Origin of the sequence: Neisseria sp. 83E34 (assembly GCF_001308015.1) — a bacterium.
Classification (GTDB): domain Bacteria; phylum Pseudomonadota; class Gammaproteobacteria; order Burkholderiales; family Neisseriaceae; genus Neisseria.
The window spans coordinates 141392-159012 of sequence record NZ_LGYH01000007.1; the positions used below are offsets into that span (position 1 = coordinate 141392).

At 47.4% G+C, this 17621-nt stretch carries 16 protein-coding genes and 2 pseudogenes; 3 read left to right on the forward strand and 15 right to left on the reverse strand.

Going from position 1 to position 17621, the window contains the following annotated elements; translation table 11 throughout:
* Nucleotides 1-191 precede the first annotated feature (191 nt).
* Entirely contained in the window at nt 192-731 is a 540-nt protein-coding gene (locus AKG09_RS08540; RefSeq protein WP_054619022.1) for a gamma carbonic anhydrase family protein, read from the forward strand.
* Nucleotides 732-1028: 297 nt separating this feature from the next.
* The gene (gene pyk, locus AKG09_RS08545; protein WP_054619023.1) at nt 1029-2498 is read left to right on the forward strand and encodes a pyruvate kinase; all 1470 of its coding nucleotides are present in this window, start codon (nt 1029-1031) and stop codon (nt 2496-2498) included.
* Nucleotides 2499-2575: 77 nt separating this feature from the next.
* On the opposite strand, the gene ygiD is transcribed toward pyk, so the two are convergent.
* The 12 genes from ygiD to AKG09_RS08605 form a co-directional block, all read right to left on the reverse strand.
* Nucleotides 2576-3376, reverse strand: a complete 801-nt coding sequence (ygiD, locus tag AKG09_RS08550; RefSeq protein WP_009115281.1) for a 4,5-DOPA dioxygenase extradiol — start codon at nt 3374-3376, stop codon at nt 2576-2578.
* Nucleotides 3377-3669: 293 nt separating this feature from the next.
* A complete protein-coding gene (gene dnaJ, locus AKG09_RS08555) occupies nt 3670-4797 on the reverse strand; it encodes a molecular chaperone DnaJ (protein ID WP_054619024.1) in 1128 nt (375 codons plus the stop codon).
* Nucleotides 4798-4986: 189 nt separating this feature from the next.
* Complete coding sequence (locus AKG09_RS08560; protein ID WP_054619025.1) at nt 4987-6219, reverse strand: capsule biosynthesis protein; 1233 nt, start codon at nt 6217-6219, stop codon at nt 4987-4989.
* Between the two features lie 14 nt (nt 6220-6233).
* Complete coding sequence (locus AKG09_RS08565; protein ID WP_231623921.1) at nt 6234-8288, reverse strand: capsular polysaccharide biosynthesis protein; 2055 nt, start codon at nt 8286-8288, stop codon at nt 6234-6236.
* A gap of 106 nt (nt 8289-8394) precedes the next feature.
* The gene (locus tag AKG09_RS08570; RefSeq protein ID WP_054619026.1) at nt 8395-9264 is read right to left on the reverse strand and encodes a VacJ family lipoprotein; all 870 of its coding nucleotides are present in this window, start codon (nt 9262-9264) and stop codon (nt 8395-8397) included.
* Nucleotides 9261-9536, reverse strand: a complete 276-nt coding sequence (locus AKG09_RS08575; protein WP_054619027.1) for a lipid asymmetry maintenance protein MlaB — start codon at nt 9534-9536, stop codon at nt 9261-9263. Before AKG09_RS08575 ends, AKG09_RS08570 begins: the two co-directional genes overlap by 4 nt.
* Before the next feature lies 1 nt (nt 9537).
* Nucleotides 9538-10134 (reverse strand): phospholipid-binding protein MlaC, encoded by a 597-nt coding sequence (locus AKG09_RS08580; RefSeq protein ID WP_054619028.1) that lies wholly within the window; start codon nt 10132-10134, stop codon nt 9538-9540.
* 57 nt (nt 10135-10191) lie between these two features.
* Entirely contained in the window at nt 10192-10704 is a 513-nt protein-coding gene (mlaD, locus tag AKG09_RS08585; RefSeq protein WP_054619029.1) for an outer membrane lipid asymmetry maintenance protein MlaD, read from the reverse strand.
* Nucleotides 10705-10708: 4 nt separating this feature from the next.
* The gene (gene mlaE, locus AKG09_RS08590) at nt 10709-11485 is read right to left on the reverse strand and encodes a lipid asymmetry maintenance ABC transporter permease subunit MlaE (RefSeq protein WP_054619030.1); all 777 of its coding nucleotides are present in this window, start codon (nt 11483-11485) and stop codon (nt 10709-10711) included.
* 79 nt (nt 11486-11564) lie between these two features.
* Nucleotides 11565-12362 (reverse strand): ABC transporter ATP-binding protein, encoded by a 798-nt coding sequence (locus tag AKG09_RS08595; protein ID WP_156320829.1) that lies wholly within the window; start codon nt 12360-12362, stop codon nt 11565-11567.
* 435 nt (nt 12363-12797) lie between these two features.
* Complete coding sequence (locus AKG09_RS08600; protein WP_054619031.1) at nt 12798-13361, reverse strand: L-threonylcarbamoyladenylate synthase; 564 nt, start codon at nt 13359-13361, stop codon at nt 12798-12800.
* 133 nt (nt 13362-13494) lie between these two features.
* Entirely contained in the window at nt 13495-13926 is a 432-nt protein-coding gene (locus AKG09_RS08605) for an EamA family transporter (RefSeq protein WP_054619032.1), read from the reverse strand.
* A gap of 87 nt (nt 13927-14013) precedes the next feature.
* Here AKG09_RS08605 and AKG09_RS08610 point away from each other — a divergent pair, with 87 nt between their 5' ends.
* Nucleotides 14014-15690 carry a formate--tetrahydrofolate ligase gene (locus AKG09_RS08610; protein WP_054619033.1) on the forward strand — a complete coding sequence of 559 codons (1677 nt, stop codon included), beginning with the start codon at nt 14014-14016 and terminating at the stop codon, nt 15688-15690.
* Nucleotides 15691-15938: 248 nt separating this feature from the next.
* Here the strand turns inward: AKG09_RS08610 and AKG09_RS08615 are convergent, their stop codons facing one another.
* The 3 genes and pseudogenes from AKG09_RS08615 to AKG09_RS12235 form a co-directional block, all read right to left on the reverse strand.
* Entirely contained in the window at nt 15939-16364 is a 426-nt protein-coding gene (locus AKG09_RS08615; RefSeq protein WP_054619034.1) for a hypothetical protein, read from the reverse strand.
* A 10-nt stretch (nt 16365-16374) separates the two neighbouring features.
* A pseudogene (locus AKG09_RS12400) lies at nt 16375-16452 on the reverse strand (hypothetical protein); the annotation flags it as partial.
* A 989-nt stretch (nt 16453-17441) separates the two neighbouring features.
* A pseudogene (locus AKG09_RS12235) lies at nt 17442-17621 on the reverse strand (hypothetical protein); the annotation flags it as partial.

Here is a 17621-nt window from a genome sequence, read left to right on the forward strand (position 1 = left end):
TTAGTCAATCAACTTAACTTTTACTACGGCGTTACTGCACCTTAGCTCAAAGAGAACGATTTTGTAAACTGCCAAAGCAACAAACAACAAAATCAGTGCCGTACTACCTGTACTGTCTCCGGCTTGCGGCCTTGTATTAAAAATGCGTTGATTAACTATATTATAAACAATTTTTCAGACAGGCATTCATAATGGATAAGCATAATATTCGAAATTACCTCGATACGAAACCCTTAATTGACCCGAGCTGCTATATCGACCCTGCTTGCGTGATAATCGGCGATGTGGTGTTGGAGAAAGATGTGTCGGTGTGGCCGTGTGCGGTTATCCGGGGCGACGTCAACAAAATCCGCATCGGCAAGCGCAGCAATATACAGGATTTGAGCATGCTGCATGTTACACATAAAAACGCTAAAAATCCGGAAGGTTCGCCCTTGATTATCGGCGAAGATGTGACCATTGGGCATAAAGTGATGCTGCATGGCTGCACCATCGGCAACCGCGTTTTGGTGGGCATGGGTACGATTGTTTTAGATGATGTGGTAATCGAAGACGATGTGATGATTGGCGCAGGCAGCCTGGTACCGCCGAGAAAGCGCTTGGAAAGCGGCTATCTTTATGTGGGCTCGCCCGTGAAGCAAGTGAGAAAGTTGACAGACGAAGAGCTGGCCGGTTTGGTTTATTCGGCGGAACACTATATGCGTGTTTCTGAGAATTATAAAAAGGATTAAGTGTATTGAGATGCCTGCCTGAAATAAAATTTCAGACAGGCTTTTATTTATCTTGTTTGCCGGTAATTTAAAGTTTGCCCTTCCCAAAAAAATAAGAATAGATAATTTAAAATCAATAGTAAAGACAACTCAAGCAGTTTAGATGATGCGGATGGTTATATATTAGAAACTCCTCTATAACCTCTATAATATGAGCCAAATCATAATATTTGTAACTTTAATACATAAAGCAGCATCAGCGCGCTACAATAACCATATTTCAAAACCCTTTGAATCCATTTGAAAAAGGAGCCTGTGATGAACACCCAAAAACATGATTTAACCCGTATCCGCCACAACACCAAAATCGTGGCTACTTTGGGGCCGGGCAGTAATCATGTGGAATTGCTGGAAGACATGATCCGCATCGGCGGCGTGAATGTGGTGCGCTTTAACTTCAGCCACGGTACGCCCGAATTCCATCGGGAAAATGCCAAAATCGTGCGTGAAGCAGCCAAGCGTGCAGGGCACGAAGTGGCGATTATGGCCGATTTACAGGGTCCGAAAATCCGCATCGGCAAATTAGCCGGCGGCTCGATTCATTTGGAAGCAGGTGAAAAGTTGCTGCTGGATGCAGCATTGGAAGGCGAAGGCAACCGCGAGCGTGTCGGACTGGATTACCGCAATCTGCCTGACGATGTGCAAGCAGACGATGTGCTTTTATTGGACGACGGCCTGCTCACGCTGATTGTGGATAGTGTAAACGGCAGCGAAATCCTCACCACCGTGCAAAACAGCCACACGCTCAAAAGCAACAAAGGCATCAATAAACAAGGCGGCGGCCTTTCTGCCGGCGCGCTAACCGAAAAAGATTTCCGCGACCTGAAAACCGCCGTGGCCATCGGTTGCGACTATATCGCAGTCAGCTTTGTGAAATCCGGCGAAGACATGCATACCGCCCGCGCACTGGTGGAAAGAGAAATGGCCGGCACCAATGCCGTTCGCCCGGGTTTGGTGGCGAAAATCGAGCGCGTCGAGGCCATCAAACATTTGGATAAGATTATCGAAGCTTCCGACGGCATCATGGTTGCACGCGGTGATTTGGCGGTAGAAGTGGGCAATGCAGCAGTGCCGGCACTGCAAAAACGCATGATCAAGCGCGCCCGTGAAATGCGGCGCTTTAGCATAACCGCCACCCAAATGATGGAAAGTATGATTACCAACCCCGTGCCGACCCGCGCGGAAGTGAGCGATGTGGCCAATGCTGTGTTAGATGGCACCGATGCGGTGATGTGTTCTGCCGAAACCGCCATCGGCGCCTACCCCTTTGAAACCGTGCAACAAATGGCGATTATCTGCGCAGCAGCCGAGCGCGAGCAGGATTCCTTAATCGGCGTTGACGAAAAAGCGGTAGAACGTGCAAACCGTGTTGACGAAGCGATTGCCAGCGGTGCCGTGCACGTTGCCCGCCAAGTGGATGCCAAAGCCATCGTGGCCTTAACCGAAAGTGGCCACACGGCTTTCCAAGTAAGCCGTCACGGCATTCAACTGCCGATTTATGCCCTCACACCCAGCATACACGCCCAACGCCGCATGGCCATGTATCGAGGAGTACGCCCACTTAAAGTCAACACCAGCATTGAACACAATACCGCAATAGCTGAAGTGGAGCATGCTTTACTCAAACGCGGTGTGTTAAGTAGCGGTGATCAATATATTCTGACTTGTGGCTCTTCGATGCACAAATCGGGTTCGACCAATATGTTGGAAATTATTACTGTACGTTAAATTTAATGGAATAAAAAATGCCTGTCTGAAAAGTTTTCAGACAGGCATTTTTTATAACCTATTACCACGACGAGAGGCTAATCCATGCCGATTACCAAAGAAGTCATACTCACGGATTTGCCTACGATTTCGTCATTGAAAATTTCCATATATTCCTTACCCTTGCGTACACCCAGCACATAAAGCAGCGGCCAGAAATGCTCCGGGCTGGGCATAGACATACGAATCGGTTGGGGATAGTGGCTGTCATCAAGAAGAGAATTTAAATTATTGTTTTTCAGCCACTTAAGTATAATTTGATGCGCCAACTCCGCCCAAGTATGACCGGGGCCGGGTTGGTTGGCATGGCGGAGGTCTAGCAAGCTCAAGTTGTGGATAATGTTACCACTTCCTATTATCAATACACCGCGCTTTCTCAATACGGCCAATTTTTGCGCAAGCTCGTAATGCTGACGGGCATTAAGGTTACGGTTAAGGCTCATTTGCACCACAGGAATATCGGCATCCGGAAAAAGATTGCGCAACACCATCCATGTGGCATGATCCAAGCCCCATGACAAATCAGCAGTAACCGGTTCAGGGGCAAGCAGTTGCCGGATCTCCTCAGCCAACTCCGGATTACCCGGCGCAGGATAAGAGATGCTGTCGAGCTCGGGCGGGAACCCACTGAAGTCGCGAATGGTAGGCGGTTTTTGCATGGCGGTAACAGCTATGCCATCTGTTACCCAATTGGATGAAATGCACAGGATGTTTTCGATTTCATCATCATAAATATCACGCAATTCTTCGCCAAGCTCCAACCAAGAGTTTCGGTAAGCGGTATCTTCAATTGCATTTAAAGGGCTTCCGTGCCCGATAAACAATGCCGGGAGTGTCATATGTGATGTAATCTCTGAAGGGTAAGACCGAGTTTGAACCAGATTATAAATTAGATTGCTTGCAAATAGTTATGGTTCAGCCAAGGCAATTAGATTTATTATTCATTTTATTAAAAAATGCATATGCGATTATAGACCAAGAAAAGGTTTATTATAGTAATAATGACCGAGTTTTATTTTACGCTACTTATCCATAAAAATGCTTGCTGTATTTTACAACAGCAAGCATTGGCTTTTTTGAATTTTCTCAGTTCAATACCCAACCTCCGGTTGGTTTGCAAACATACTTCGCGTTATTCGAACAAATCGCGCAATTTATCTTTAAACGATTTTTGACGCGGGGTTTGCGAGCGGCTGAGTCCGGTGGAAATTTTTTCAAACTCTTCCAGCAATTCTTTCTGCCTGTCTGTAAGGTTAACCGGCGTTTCTACCACAACGTGGCAATATAAGTCGCCTTGTGCACTGGAGCGCAAAGATTTGATGCCTTTGCCTTTGATGCGCATACGACGGCCGGTTTGTGTTTCTTTGGGAATGCTCAGTTTAACTTTGCCGTCCAAAGTGGGCACTTCCACTTCCCCGCCAAGCGCGGCGGTGGTGATGCTGATCGGTAATTCGCAATGCAAGTCCAAACCGTTGCGCTCAAAAGTTTTATGCGCTTTTACATGCACAATCACATATAAATCACCGCTGGGCGCGCCGTTTTTACCCGGTTCGCCTTCGCCGCTCAAGCGGATGCGTTGGCCGTCGTCAATACCGGCAGGGATATTGACTTCAACGGTTTTAGTGGTCTTAACACGCCCTTCTCCGCGACACTTAATACACGGATCTTTGATTTCCTTACCTGTTCCGTGGCAGGCCGGGCAGGTTTGCTGCAATTGGAAAATGGCCTGGCGCACATGGATGGTGCCACTGCCATGGCAAGTGGAACACGTTGTCGCCGATGTGCCGGGCTTGGCGCCGCTGCCGTGGCAAACATCACATTCTTCATAGGTAGGAATCTGGATGCGTTTTTTAATGCCTGCCGCGGCTTCTTCCAAAGTGATTTCAACTGCATATTGCAAATCCGCACCTTGATAACTTTGCTGCCGGCCGCCGGCTCCCCCTCCGAACATTTGGCTGAAAATATCACCAAAATCAAAACCTTGTGCACCGCCGAATCCGCCAAAGCCCCCGCCGAATCCGCCGCCCATATTGGGATCGACACCGGCATGGCCGAATTGGTCGTATGCACTGCGTTTCTGTGCATCGGAAAGTATATCGTAAGCCTTTTGTACTTCTTTGAATTTTTCCTCAGCAGCTTGGTCTCCCGGATTGCGATCGGGATGATATTTCATCGCAAGCTTGCGGTAGGCTTTTTTAATTTCTTCATCACTGGCGCTTCTGGATACGCCTAATGTTTCGTAAAAATCTTGGTTCATGATGGTTTGTTTTTGGTTGGTTATAAGAAAGTTGCACCGAACATATGGGCTGCTTGAGAAAATTTAAAGGGGCTTTGTGTAATTGCCGGCAACATAAATGATGCCTGTCTGAAAAGTTGTTTTAGCTTCGCGGAAACTCTCGTTGCTCATTTTCAGACAGGCATTGCCGATATTTACAGATTGATGCTAATTTTATTTAATTTCGGGCAAATTAACGCGGCTGTAAAAGCTACCGTTGATTTGGGTGACATTTAGGTGATACATGCGGTAAACATGAAACAAATCGGCATCCGGCTTATCAGGATTCTGCCAAAATTCAGACAAGCTTTGTTGTGAGGTAAGGCCGGGAATATCATAGTGTGCGCGACCGATCACTTTAACCGGCATATTGTGAATCAAGGCAGAAAGGCCGCTTGTGCTATTCAGCGTAACCATTCCGACACCATGGCGCAAAAATACAGGTAAAGGCACGTCATGCACATAATGAATGCGCAAACGCAATTGGGGGTATTTGTCCAGAAATACATCAATGTCTTTCTGGTAATCAATAAATCCGCGATCCATGGGGTGGTGCTTGACAATCAACACCGTATCAAGCGGTGCACGTGATGCAAAAGATTCCAACACATACAGAAGAAACTCCCGCACGCTGGCAAAATCGCTGTGTACATGAATCTGGCTGTCGTTGAACACTTGCAACGGTAACACAAAAAAGCGCCCGAACTTCCCGCTTTCCACTTGCTTGGCAAAATTGTGGTCGTTCAATATATAGTTGAAGCGTTTAATGCCGGAAAGTGTCCACAATTTTACATAGTGTCGCAATTTATCAATACGATGGTGCTTATAATCAGGATATTTATTCTGCCCCAAACTGGCAGCCACATAATAATGAACAGCCAGTTTGGCCCGTGGCCAGAAACCGTCCGGCACTGGCTTGGGCGCAGCATATTCTTGCTGTTTCAAACAGGCATAGGCATTCAAAAAGAATTCCTTTTGGCGCGGCAGCTCCGAATAAGCGTTCACGCCATGCTCTTCCAACGTCACAAAATGCGGGCGGAAATAGCCCTCTTCAAACGCCCAAAAACTGATGTTGCCGAATTCTTCACACATTTGCTTGGCAATTCGGTGATACGGGCGTGTGTCGCCAAAACAAACCACGGCTTGAATATCATTGGCCTGCAAAAAATCCGCCAGCATGGGTTGGAATTCTTCATAACGCCCTTGATAACTATGGGTATTGCCGACTGATGAGGGATAAAAAACCTGGTCTCCGTGATTGAAATTGAATTTGAATACCGTTGCACCTTGCTGCTCGAACCACTGTGCCAAGTTACGGAAAAACGGGCCGATCGGGCCTTGCAGCAAAAGAATGCGCTTATTTTCAGCGAGTCTTTCCAGATTAGACGGAATGATTTGGTTGTGCATTGTATTTAGACTTCTTATTTTTTTAAAGACAGATAAAGCTGTTTTACTTTGCCGCTTTGTTTAGCAAACCAACTGCGTTTCAGCCCCACCGCTCCTGCATATGCTTCTTTTTGGTCAATCACGAGCTGAATAGCGGTTGCAGCATCAATCATGCGGTGTTTCCGGTGATCAGCATATAATGGGTAATAGACTAATGTTCCGCTGATGAGTTCAGCCAGCTCGAGCTTACGGGTTCTTCGTGGCAACTCAATATAATCGCTGGTCAGCCCCCAGCCTGCATAAAAAGGTAGGCCATAGCAATAAACGGTTTTCCCGCGCAAAAGCGCTTCAAATCCGGTTAGCGAAGTCATAGTATGCACTTCATCGACCACTTTCAGACAGGCCATAATGTCTACCTCGGACACCACCATGTCAGCCAATCTGTCGGTATCAACCTGGTGTACCTGCCCGATACGGTTACCACTCACCACATCGGGATGCGGCTTGTAAATAATAAAAGCATCAGGATTCAATTCGCGCACTTTTTCCAGCAAATCAGCATTTTTGTTGATTTCGGGCGAACCATAACGGATGGAGGCATCATCTTCCACCTGACCGGGAACCAGAATAATTTTCTTTTCCGTATCAGGCAGTTCAAGCTTAGATATGCCAACATTATACTTACTCACATCTGCATTTGTCAGTTGCTTCTGCAAAATCCGCGCTTCTGCTTTATCTTGTTCGGAGAAAATTTGGTTTTGCAAAATATGTTCCAAACGAGAAGGCGTTTGCGCGTTGAAATAAATACCTAAATCATCCGCAACGAGCGACAAAGGCGGCACCAAGTTAGAACCGAGCCCAACCGAGCGTACAAAACCGTCTTCCATACGCAAAACAGGTAAATTGCGTTTATCTGCAAATGCCAACAACTGCTCGTTACCCCGCCCCCAAATCAGCAAACGCGCACATTCAGGCAAAACGGCAGGAATTTTTTTTACAGAAGAAACGAAGTGCAGCGAGCAAGAAGGCAAATTGAAAAAAGGGCGGATAACTGCACGTTTCCATAACGACATACCCACACAATAAAGGTGGCCGCGCAAAGTCTCATTCAATCTGCGGGCATGCGCCAAATAATGGATCACATCCAAAATACTGCCGCTTTTGCCCGTGTTTGGGTTGATATAACGGGTATATTCCAGATAGGCCGCTGCAAATAATTGGGGCAGGCTGCGTCGGGCGCGTCGGCCGGTTTCACGCATCACAGGAATATCGGTGTGGCGGTCATCCGTCAGCCCCCAGCCAGCATACCAAGGCCTGCCGAATACAATAACGGGTTTTCCGCACAACAGCGCTTCAAACCCCATATGCGAGGTCACGCAATAAACTTTATCCGCCCTCTTAATCAGAGAAATCGGATTAATATCTTCTCCCAAGAGCCGGACCTTCGGCAGATTAGCCAAATCGATAAGATAGCCTTTTTTCTTACCGCTCAACACATCGGGGTGGGTTTTTACCCAAACTTGTGCATCGGGGTTTTCATTGACGGCCGCCTCCAGCATCCGCCGAAATGTATCTTCATCCGCTCCGCCGTATCGCACTGCCATATCGCCGAAAGTTTGGTCAAGCACCAACACGATTTCGTTTTCAGACAGGCATTTTTGGTGAGGCCTGTCTGAAAACGCAGGCGCATGGTTGTATTTTGATAACTCGTATTGCACCACCAAACCCATAGCCCGCTCAGCCAAAGCCAATGTATCGGCCGAAAACCCAACCGAATCAAGCGCAAGGCGCTCCAAACGGGATGGTTTACCGGTATCATAATAAATACCCTCATCATCCCATACAATAGCAAAAGGTGGAAAACCGTTTACGCCCAACCCCGTAGAACGCAAAAAGCCGTCTTCCAAAGCAATATAAGGTAGCGCGTGCTTCGCAGCATAGGCCCGGGCTTGTTTGGTTGTCGGCCTCAGCCCCCAACCGAATACGCAATCTGCCGATTGATTTGGCTTGATCAGTTCTGTTTCAGGAAAAAAATTTTGCAGATCAGGAATTTTAAATATCCCTCGGGAGAAAATGGCGGCTTTTTTCACGGCTTCTGTAAATAAAATGACAACAAAATGAATTATACCCCGATAAACCAAATGCCTGTCTGAAAATCCGTTTCAGACAGGCATTTGTTGCACAACATCGGAAATCTTATTGGGCCGGCACATAATCTCTGCTGCTTACGGCTTCCCCGTTTTGCAACTGAATCACGGAAAACGGAGCATTATCAGTTTGCCCGGCTTCAGTAGGAATGTTTGCCGCTTCAGTGCCTTCTGTTTCAACACCCGGCACATCATCAGTAACCAAATCGTCAATATCGATTTCTTCGCCTGCCTGCGGCGGAGCTACGCCGAGCTGTTTGGCACGCATACTCATATACACGTCGCGCACCGCAGCATATTTATCAATGGCAGCTTCATCCAAACTGGCCGTCAGATCAAGGTATTGTTCACGCTGGCTTACCGCATTCAAGGCTTTTTCGCCGATGCGCACACCGGTATCTTTGAAAATATAGTTATCCACAGGCAAAGCGGCCGTGGTAATGGTGCTGCCAAGCGCATCACGCACGGTGCTCGGGCCGGTAAGCGGGTAAACGAAATAATTGCTGTTTTTCCAGCCCCACGAAGCAAACGTGTCGCCCAAAGTGTTTTTGTTGTTGGGCACACCGCCTGCGCCGGCAATATCAATCAAACCGCCTACGCCAAACGTTGTGTTAACGCCCACGCGAACCAAATCTTCGCTGGCTCGTTTGACATCCAAACGCAAAACATTGCTGCCGAAGCTCACCACATCACGCAGGTTGTTGAAAAAATTACTCACACCTGTACGCACAGGCTTGGGCGTAACCGCTCGATAACCTTTTGCCACAGGCATCATCACATAGCGGTCGGCTGTGTCGTTCACTTTAAACATGAAGCGGTTGTAGCCTTCGTAAGGGTCATGCGGATTGTGCTCGGCCAATGCGGGGGCACTGAGTGCAAGTAATAGGCTTACCAGGGCTGCAGTTTGGGGCTTGTTCATACGCGTATCCATTCTTGAATTTCGTAAAGCTCGGCAAGAGAGGCAACAGACTCGGGAATGCTGCGGATGGCGGGTTTGGGCTCGCGCCGCACTGCGCTCAGCAGCAATGAAAGGCATGCGGAATCGGCGCGGGTAACACCCGATAAATCGAGCATATCCACTTTCGGTGATGCACATGCCTGTCTGAATTGCCGGTAGGTAGCGGCGGTTACTGTGGTAACGGTAACTTCGCCGCTCAGCAGCAATACGTTTTCACGGATTTCGGTGTTCATGTTATTTGCTGTTTTTTGCTTTCAAGTCGGCAATCAGGCCGTCGATGCCTTTGGTTTTGATGGTTTCGCCGAATTGCCCGCGGTATACGGTTACCAGGCTGGCACCTTCAATGGCCACATTATACGCGCGGTATTTGCCGCCACTTTGGTAAGTGGTGAAATCCATATTCACAGTTTTGCCGCCGGCAGGGGTAATCTGGGCGCGCACCACCACTTCTTTACCGCCTTTGTTTATGGTTGGGTTTGGCGCGACATTTACTTTGGCATTTTTATACTGCAGCATGGTGCCGGAATAGGTGCGGATAAGCAGTGTTTTAAACTCATCGGTTAAGGCTTTCTGCTGCTCAGGGCTTGCGGTGCGCCACGGATTGCCGATAGCCAGCGCAGTCATGCGCTGAAAATCGAAATGGGGCATAGCATAGTTTTCTGCCTGTTTGCGCACGCTGGCATTATTGCTGCCATTGGCCTTGCTGAGGATACTCAACACTTGATCGGCACTGGTCTGCACTTGGCTTACCGCCTGCTGCGGCGTGGCAAAAGCCATACTGATACTCATCACACCGATGCTTAATGCTGAGAAAATGGCAGTTTTTTTCATGTGTATTCCTTAATATTCTATGCGTTTTGTACAAAGTTAAAATCAAAATGTGTGGTGTTATTCTGTTGTGCCGCTTGCCGCGGGACTGTTTTCAGGTGAAGACTGGGCGCTTTTCTCGGCAAAGCTGGTCATAAATTTGCCGATCAGGTTTTCCAGAACCATGGCCGAACTTGTGAGCGTGATGGTATCACCTGCGGCCAGTTCATCTACATCACCGCCCTGTATCAAGCCGATATATTGCTCACCCAACAGGCCGGATGTAAGGATTTGCGCGCTTACATCGCTGCTGAACTGGTATTGTTTGTATAAATCCAATGTAACTTGGGCATGATAGGTTTTCGGATCAAGCCGGATATCGCCCACGCGCCCCACCAACACGCCGGACGCCTTAACCGGCGCTTTTACTTTCAAGCCGCCGATGTCGGAAAAATTGGCATACACGGTATAAGTTTGCCCGTTTGAGCTGCCCCACGTGCCGCCTCCGGCCACGCGGAAAGACAAAAAGGCGATGGCAGCAATGCCGAGAACGGCAAATAAGCCGACCCAAAGTTCTAAAGTGCTTCTTTTCATAGTGTTATCCGGTAAACATAAAGGCGGTTAAAATAAAATCAATAGCCAGCACGGTCAGCGCGGAAGAAACAACGGTGCGTGTGCTGGCGCGCAAGATGCCTTCTGACGTAGGTTTGCAATGAAAGCCTTGATAAACGGCAATCAAGGTAACGGCCACGCCGAAACATACGGATTTGATTAAACCGTTGAGCACATCATAGCTGAACGAAATATTGTTTTGCATTTGCGACCAGAAAATGCCGCTGTCCAAGCCCAGCCATTGCACGCCGATAATATAAGAGCCGTAAATCCCCGCCACATTGAAAATCGATGCCAGCAGCGGCATAGAAATCACGCCGGCCCAAAAACGGGGCGCAACCACACGGGACACGGGGTTAACCGCCATCACGTTCATGGCTTCAAGCTGCTCGGTGGTTTTCATCAAACCGATTTCACTGGTCATGGCACCGCCTGCGCTGCTGGCAAACAAAATGGCGGCGAGCACCGGCCCCAGCTCGCGCAGCAGAGAAGCCGCCACCATAAAGCCCAAAACATCTGCCGATTTAAACTTGGCAAGTTGCGTGTAACCTTGCAAGCCAAGCACCATGCCGACAAACAGGCCTGACACGGCCACAATCAACATCGACAATACGCCGGCAAAATAAACCTGGCGCAGACTGAGGCGCGGCCGGAGGATAGACGAACCGGATGCGCCGACTATTCTGAAAAAAAACAGAATATTGCTGCCGAGTATTTGAAGAAAGTTTAAAACTTTTGCGCCGATAAATTGGAAAAAGCTCATAGGATTTTCTTATTGTGTTTTTGAAGTTCAGACAGGCATCTGTCAATCCATGCCTGTCTGAAACGGGCGGTATCGGGGCTTATACCTGTAAATCCTGCTGCAAAGTGGTTTGCGCCGGATAGCGGAAGCTGACCGGCCCGTTGGGCTTGCCGCCGATAAATTGCTGCACCCACGGCGAATCCAACGTGTGGATTTCTTCGGGTGAGCCGGAAAACATCACTTCGCCGTGCGCCAGAAAAATCACTTGGTTCACAATGGCAAAAGATTGCGCCACATCATGCGACACCATCACGCTGGTGGAACGCAATGCCGTATTGATGCGGCTGATTAACAAAGCAATTACGCCCAGCGAAATTGGATCAAGGCCGGTAAACGGCTCATCATAAAGCATTAATTCCGGATCGAGCGCAATGGTACGCGCCAAAGCCACCCGCCGGGCCATACCGCCCGACAATTCCGAAGGCATCAAATGTTCGACCCCGCGCAACCCCACTGCGTTCAATTTTAAAATCACCAAATCACGGATCACCTCTTCCGGCAATTCGGTTAATTCGCGCATGGGAAAGGCGATATTGTCGAACACGGATAAGTCAGTAAACAACGCACCGTGTTGAAACAAAACGCCCATACGGCGGCGGTGTTCATATAATTCAGAGGCAGAAAGCGCAGCCAAATCACGCCCTTCAACCAAAACCTGCCCTTTTTGCGGATGAATTTGCCCGGTAATCAGGCGCATCAGTGTGGTTTTACCGCTGCCCGAACCACCCATAATGGCGGCAAAATTACCCCGGGCAATGCTGAAATTCACATTGTTCAGAATGGGGCGGTCGCCATAGGCAAAAGCCACGTCTTTCATTTCGATAAAGGGCTGGGTCATTGCGAAAATGGGTATTTATTTAGATTCAAATATTTGTATTTTAATGGGTTTGGCTGCGTGTAGCAATGTTTCAGGCAGGCAGAGTGTTTAGATACATTAATGTATGTTTAATGCTTTGTTTCATTTACGAAATAAAAGCCACAATGCCTGTCTGAAAATATTGCCGGCCAATATGAATGGAATGCCCATGGTCAATCAACTTAACTTTTGCTACGGCGTTGCTGCGCCTTGGCTCAATAGGAACGGTTTTGTAAGCTGCCAAAGCTGCAACAAAATCAGTCCTGTACTACCTATCTTCGGCTGGCTGCCTTGTATCGAAAATGTGTTGATTAACGATAAATACCGGTATGAAACGACAAACCAACGCTTAAGCTTCCTGCGTATAGACTTTGCAAAGAAACACGATGCCTGTCTGAAAAAGTTTTCAGACAGGCATCAGCGCAAGCACTTGCCGCTTTCCCAGTCCACAATCCGGCTTGGTGTTTTGGCACCGCCGCAACGTCCGCCAATGATGGCAACCTGACGCCCGAACTGCCTCCTCACTTCACGCTCGGTTTTACAAGGCCGCTTACCAGCCTTGTTGCACGAAGTGGAAACCAGCGGCGTGCGCAAAACCCGGCACAACGCTCGTGCGCCCGGATGCGCCGGCACCCGCACGGCCAGCTTGCTGCGGCCTTTACCGCGCAATGTAACGGGGGCTTTAGGCGAAACGGGCAAAAGGTAAGTGAGCGGGGCGGGCCAAACAGCAGCGATGTTTCGCTGCTGTTTTTCAGACAGGCCTTGCAACAAAGGCAGCAAGCGGGGCAAGCCGTCGCCAATCACAATCATGCCTTTATGCTGCGGCCGCTTTTTCAAGCGTACCAATTTTTGCAGCGCACGCACGTTCTGCGGCAGGCAGCCCAAGCCGTAGCACGACTCAGTAGGATAAGCAACCAAGCCGCCGTGTTTTAAATGGCTGGACAAACGGCGGGCAAACGATGCGGAAAACGGGCGCGGCATAAGATGTTGTGAGACTATAAAAAGAAAGATTGTACACGAATCCGCAAGGTTTATTTCGATGGCCGTGGCATCGACAATGCCTGTCTGAAAAACCAAGCAGGCTTTTCAGACAGGCATTCAAACAATATGCCGGCTATCTTCTAAACGCTAAAACCAACACGCCCGCCGTAATCAAACCGATGCCCAACCATTCCTGAGCATTAGGTCGTTCTTTTAAAAACAGCACCGCCATCACTGCAACCAGCACAATGCTGAACTTATCCACCGGCGCCACTTTTGAAGCTTCCCCCAATTGCAAAGCCTTGAAATAAGCCAACCAGGAAGCGCCCGTTGCCAATCCCGATAGAATTAGAAACGTCCAGTTTTTCCCGCTGAATCCTTCCACGCCCTGCCACTTGCCCGTATAAGTGAGAAACAACGCCAACGCTGCAAGAATCACAAGCGTTCGGATAAAGGTAGCAAAGTCCGAATCAATACCCTGCAAACCCACTTTGGCAAACACCGCCGTGAGCGCAGCAAAAAAAGCGGAAGCCAGCGCCCAATAAAACCAAGAGCCCGTTATCATAAGCGGCTTTCTCCATCCCGATTAATAAGGAAAACCAGTTCGGCTATAATACAGGAGAATTTCAGCCCAACCCAAACAGGAGCCGATATGAGCCAAAAATCCGATGCAGAAATCGCCCGCGAAGCCACGATGCAGCCGATCCAAACCATTGCCGCCAAACTCGGCCTCTCTGCCGATCAGCTTGAACAATATGGCAAATACAAAGCCAAAATCAACCCTGCCGATGCGTTTGCCCTACCTAAAAAACAAGGCCGCCTGATTCTGGTTACTGCCATCAATCCCACACCCGCCGGCGAAGGCAAAACGACCGTAACCATCGGTTTGGCCGATGCGCTGAATCAAATCGGGAAAAACGCTGCGGTAGCCATGCGCGAACCTTCCCTCGGCCCCGTTTTCGGCATAAAAGGCGGCGCAGCAGGCGGCGGCTATGCCCAAGTTTTGCCGATGGAAGACATCAACCTGCATTTTACCGGCGATTTTCATGCCATCGGCGCGACAAACAACCTGCTGGCCGCGATGCTGGACAACCATATTTATCAAGGCAATCAATTAAATATCAATCCCAAACGCGTGTTATGGCGCCGCGCCGTCGATATGAACGACCGCCAACTGCGCAACATTATTAGCGGCCTGGGCAAACCCACAGACGGCGTTATGCGGCCGGACGGCTTTGATATTACCGTTGCATCCGAAGTGATGGCCGTGTTTTGCTTGGCCAAAGATTTAAGCGACCTCAAAACACGCTTAGGCAATATTTTGGTTGCATACAGCCATGATGGACAACCAGTTTATGCCCGTGATTTAAAAGCCCACGGCGCAATGGCTGCCTTGTTGAAAGACGCCATCAAACCCAACTTAGTCCAAACCATAGAAGGCACACCTGCATTCGTACACGGCGGCCCGTTTGCCAACATTGCCCACGGCTGCAACTCCGTAACCGCCACGCTTTTGGCCCAACATTTGAGCGACTACACCGTAACCGAAGCAGGCTTCGGCGCGGATTTGGGTGCAGAAAAATTCTGCGACATCAAATGCCGTTTGGCCAATCTCAAACCGGATGCCGCCGTTATCGTAGCCACCGTTCGTGCCCTGAAATATAACGGGGGCGTAGAAAAAGCCGATTTAAACCGGGAAAATCCGGAAGCTCTGCAAAAAGGTTTGCCCAATTTGTTGAAACATATCGACAATCTCAAAAACGTATTCGGCCTGCCTGTTGTGGTTGCACTAAACCGATTTGTGTCGGACACCAATCAAGAACTGGATTTAATCACGCAGGCCTGCGCTAAGCATGGTGCAGAAGTATCCTTAACCGAAGTATGGGAAAAAGGCGGGAAAGGCGGCATCGACTTGGCAGAAAAAGTATTGGCTGCCATTGAGCATCAACCCAACCGCTTCTCTTTTGCTTACAATGAACAGGAAAGCATTCCCGAAAAAATCCGCACCATCGCTCAAAAAGTTTACGGAGCGGAAGACGTAGATTTCAGCTCGGAAGCCATAGCCGAAATCCAATCATTGGAAAAACTCGGCTTGGATAAGATGCCGGTCTGCATGGCAAAAACACAATATTCATTAAGCGACAATGCCAAGCTCTTAGGCCGCCCCAGCGGCTTTCGGATAACCGTTCGCGGCATTACCTTATCAGCCGGAGCCGGCTTTATCGTTGCCTTATGCGGAAACATCATGAAAATGCCCGGGCTCCCCTCCTCACCGGCGGCAGAAAAAATTGATGTGGATAATGAAGGCAAAATTACAGGGCTATTCTAAATAACCGCACCATCCGAAGGATAAACCTTGCGCCCTAAAACAGATGCCGCTTTTCAAATGCCCAAACCGGGCCAAGTTACAGAGCAATTCCTAATAATGGGCGCAGCACAATGCCTGTCTGAAAAACAATTTGGGGCTGAAGTAGATTAGCAGTCATGCTAGGTTGCTAATCTACTTCAGCCCCACAACATTTTAAATAACCCTAGTTATCTAGGACAGCTCCTAATATGAGATTAACATCTAAGAATCTATGGATTACTTGTTGATTCAAACACAGCTAATACATTATAAAAATTAAAAAATAATATCCTTTTGATTTTTTCATTATATAAGTAATATACAAACCCTGTTGTTTCCTCTAACATAAAATTTAAATCTTTAGGACTATTTATTTTGTATATGGCTCTATTATTGGAATCATCAATCATTAAAAAACATGGATAATGTGCTATTTTCTCTGCAGAATACTTCCAGCCATTCTCATCTTCTATACAAAATATAGGTGTATTTTTTTTTAATAACTGTAGCCATATTTCTTCATATCTACCTTTCAAATCAAGAGAAAACTCTGTAGAAATTTTTTGCAAAATTATATTAAATTCTGTAATTTTATCAATATTTAGATTTAAGTTTTTTATAACACTATCTATTTCTTGTTCTATAAGATTTAACATTTTAATCCCTTTACTTAGCTTTTGAACGGTTAAATGGCACATTAGGAACAAAAATATGACCGCGCTCCGCTCCGCCAGATCCCCTTTTCCCTGCGGTCTACCAACCTATATGAGAAACAGCCGGTGCCATACTTCCCTGAGTATGTCCTAAATCAATATTAACCTCTGTGCGACATTACGGTACCATGCCTCTCCGTTGATCAGTTTGATCTTGCCTGTCGCATAGCCGTGACCGGCTTGTACCTGGGCAGATAAAATGCTTGCTTCAAGGTTGTCTTTCAGGCTTCCGCCGTTGATAACGGTGGATATCGCCGCAGCAGTTGGTCAATCCAGCCTAAGCTTACTATGCATACCGACCAACTCAACTGCTCTGCCTATTACTTCGTTAGTAATATAGGGAACGAAACCCAAACAATCTCCGTTTAGGAAGCTCTGGCGATAATATTCAAGACGTTCTTTATTCCCTTGTATCACTAATGCGGCAAGGTGATATAACGGAGCAATTCCAGGCCAAGTTGTCTGAGCCTCTGCATAATATTTTAAAGACTTATCGATATCTTGATACTTGGCCCATGTAACTGCTTCGTTTAATAGTGAATTAAAAATATCAATATTAATAAATTCAAATTCACTTTCAGGTTCTCCTTTTTCTATAGACGGAGCGAGGAATCCATGTCTACAGATAAGATAATAAAAATCTTTTTCTTATCTTATTATGTAACTGCAAACTTGTGAAAATTCCACGGTTGAAACAGAAAGATCAAAATTAAAATAAAATATTTCCCCTCTTTTTTCTAAAACTGGAGTTAAGATTATCTGTAAATTTCCATGATTTTTTAGAAAATATTTGTCATTGTTTTCATCTTTCGATATAAATCCACCCTAATTTTTAAGCTCGGTTGAAACATCTCTCTTATTCATTTTTTAGCTCCTGGGAAATTTTTCACAATAAATAATGGGAATACCGCTTGGATAACCTTGATCTTTCAACGGTTTTCCGGCGATAAGTCCAAATTTAGAAGCAACATTTCCTACTGGAATAGCGTTCCCGTCGCGAATTTGTGGATATATTTCGCTCTACCTAATATTTAATTGGACGCTCCCCATTTTAATTTCATAGATAACAAGCTTGAGACCTTTGCAAAATAACTCTTTACCTAACAGTTGATGCCCAAACACCGGATTTCGGCTGTTTTCTATTCCAATATTCCCTTTATTCTCCTCAGATACCCGATTATCGGGTATCTGAGCTGCCTT

Coding starts and splice junctions, on each gene's coding strand:
- AKG09_RS08540 (WP_054619022.1), top strand. CDS start 192: ATGGATAAGCATAATATTCGAAATTACCTCGATACGAAACCCTTAATT.
- pyk (WP_054619023.1), top strand. CDS start 1,029: ATGAACACCCAAAAACATGATTTAACCCGTATCCGCCACAACACCAAA.
- ygiD (WP_009115281.1), bottom strand. CDS start 3,376: ATGACACTCCCGGCATTGTTTATCGGGCACGGAAGCCCTTTAAATGCA.
- AKG09_RS08560 (WP_054619025.1), bottom strand. CDS start 6,219: ATGCACAACCAAATCATTCCGTCTAATCTGGAAAGACTCGCTGAAAAT.
- AKG09_RS08570 (WP_054619026.1), bottom strand. CDS start 9,264: ATGAACAAGCCCCAAACTGCAGCCCTGGTAAGCCTATTACTTGCACTC.
- AKG09_RS08575 (WP_054619027.1), bottom strand. CDS start 9,536: ATGAACACCGAAATCCGTGAAAACGTATTGCTGCTGAGCGGCGAAGTT.
- AKG09_RS08580 (WP_054619028.1), bottom strand. CDS start 10,134: ATGAAAAAAACTGCCATTTTCTCAGCATTAAGCATCGGTGTGATGAGT.
- mlaD (WP_054619029.1), bottom strand. CDS start 10,704: ATGAAAAGAAGCACTTTAGAACTTTGGGTCGGCTTATTTGCCGTTCTC.
- mlaE (WP_054619030.1), bottom strand. CDS start 11,485: ATGAGCTTTTTCCAATTTATCGGCGCAAAAGTTTTAAACTTTCTTCAA.
- AKG09_RS08595 (WP_156320829.1), bottom strand. CDS start 12,362: ATGACCCAGCCCTTTATCGAAATGAAAGACGTGGCTTTTGCCTATGGC.
- AKG09_RS08600 (WP_054619031.1), bottom strand. CDS start 13,361: ATGCCGCGCCCGTTTTCCGCATCGTTTGCCCGCCGTTTGTCCAGCCAT.
- AKG09_RS08605 (WP_054619032.1), bottom strand. CDS start 13,926: ATGATAACGGGCTCTTGGTTTTATTGGGCGCTGGCTTCCGCTTTTTTT.
- AKG09_RS08610 (WP_054619033.1), top strand. CDS start 14,014: ATGAGCCAAAAATCCGATGCAGAAATCGCCCGCGAAGCCACGATGCAG.
- AKG09_RS08615 (WP_054619034.1), bottom strand. CDS start 16,364: ATGTTAAATCTTATAGAACAAGAAATAGATAGTGTTATAAAAAACTTA.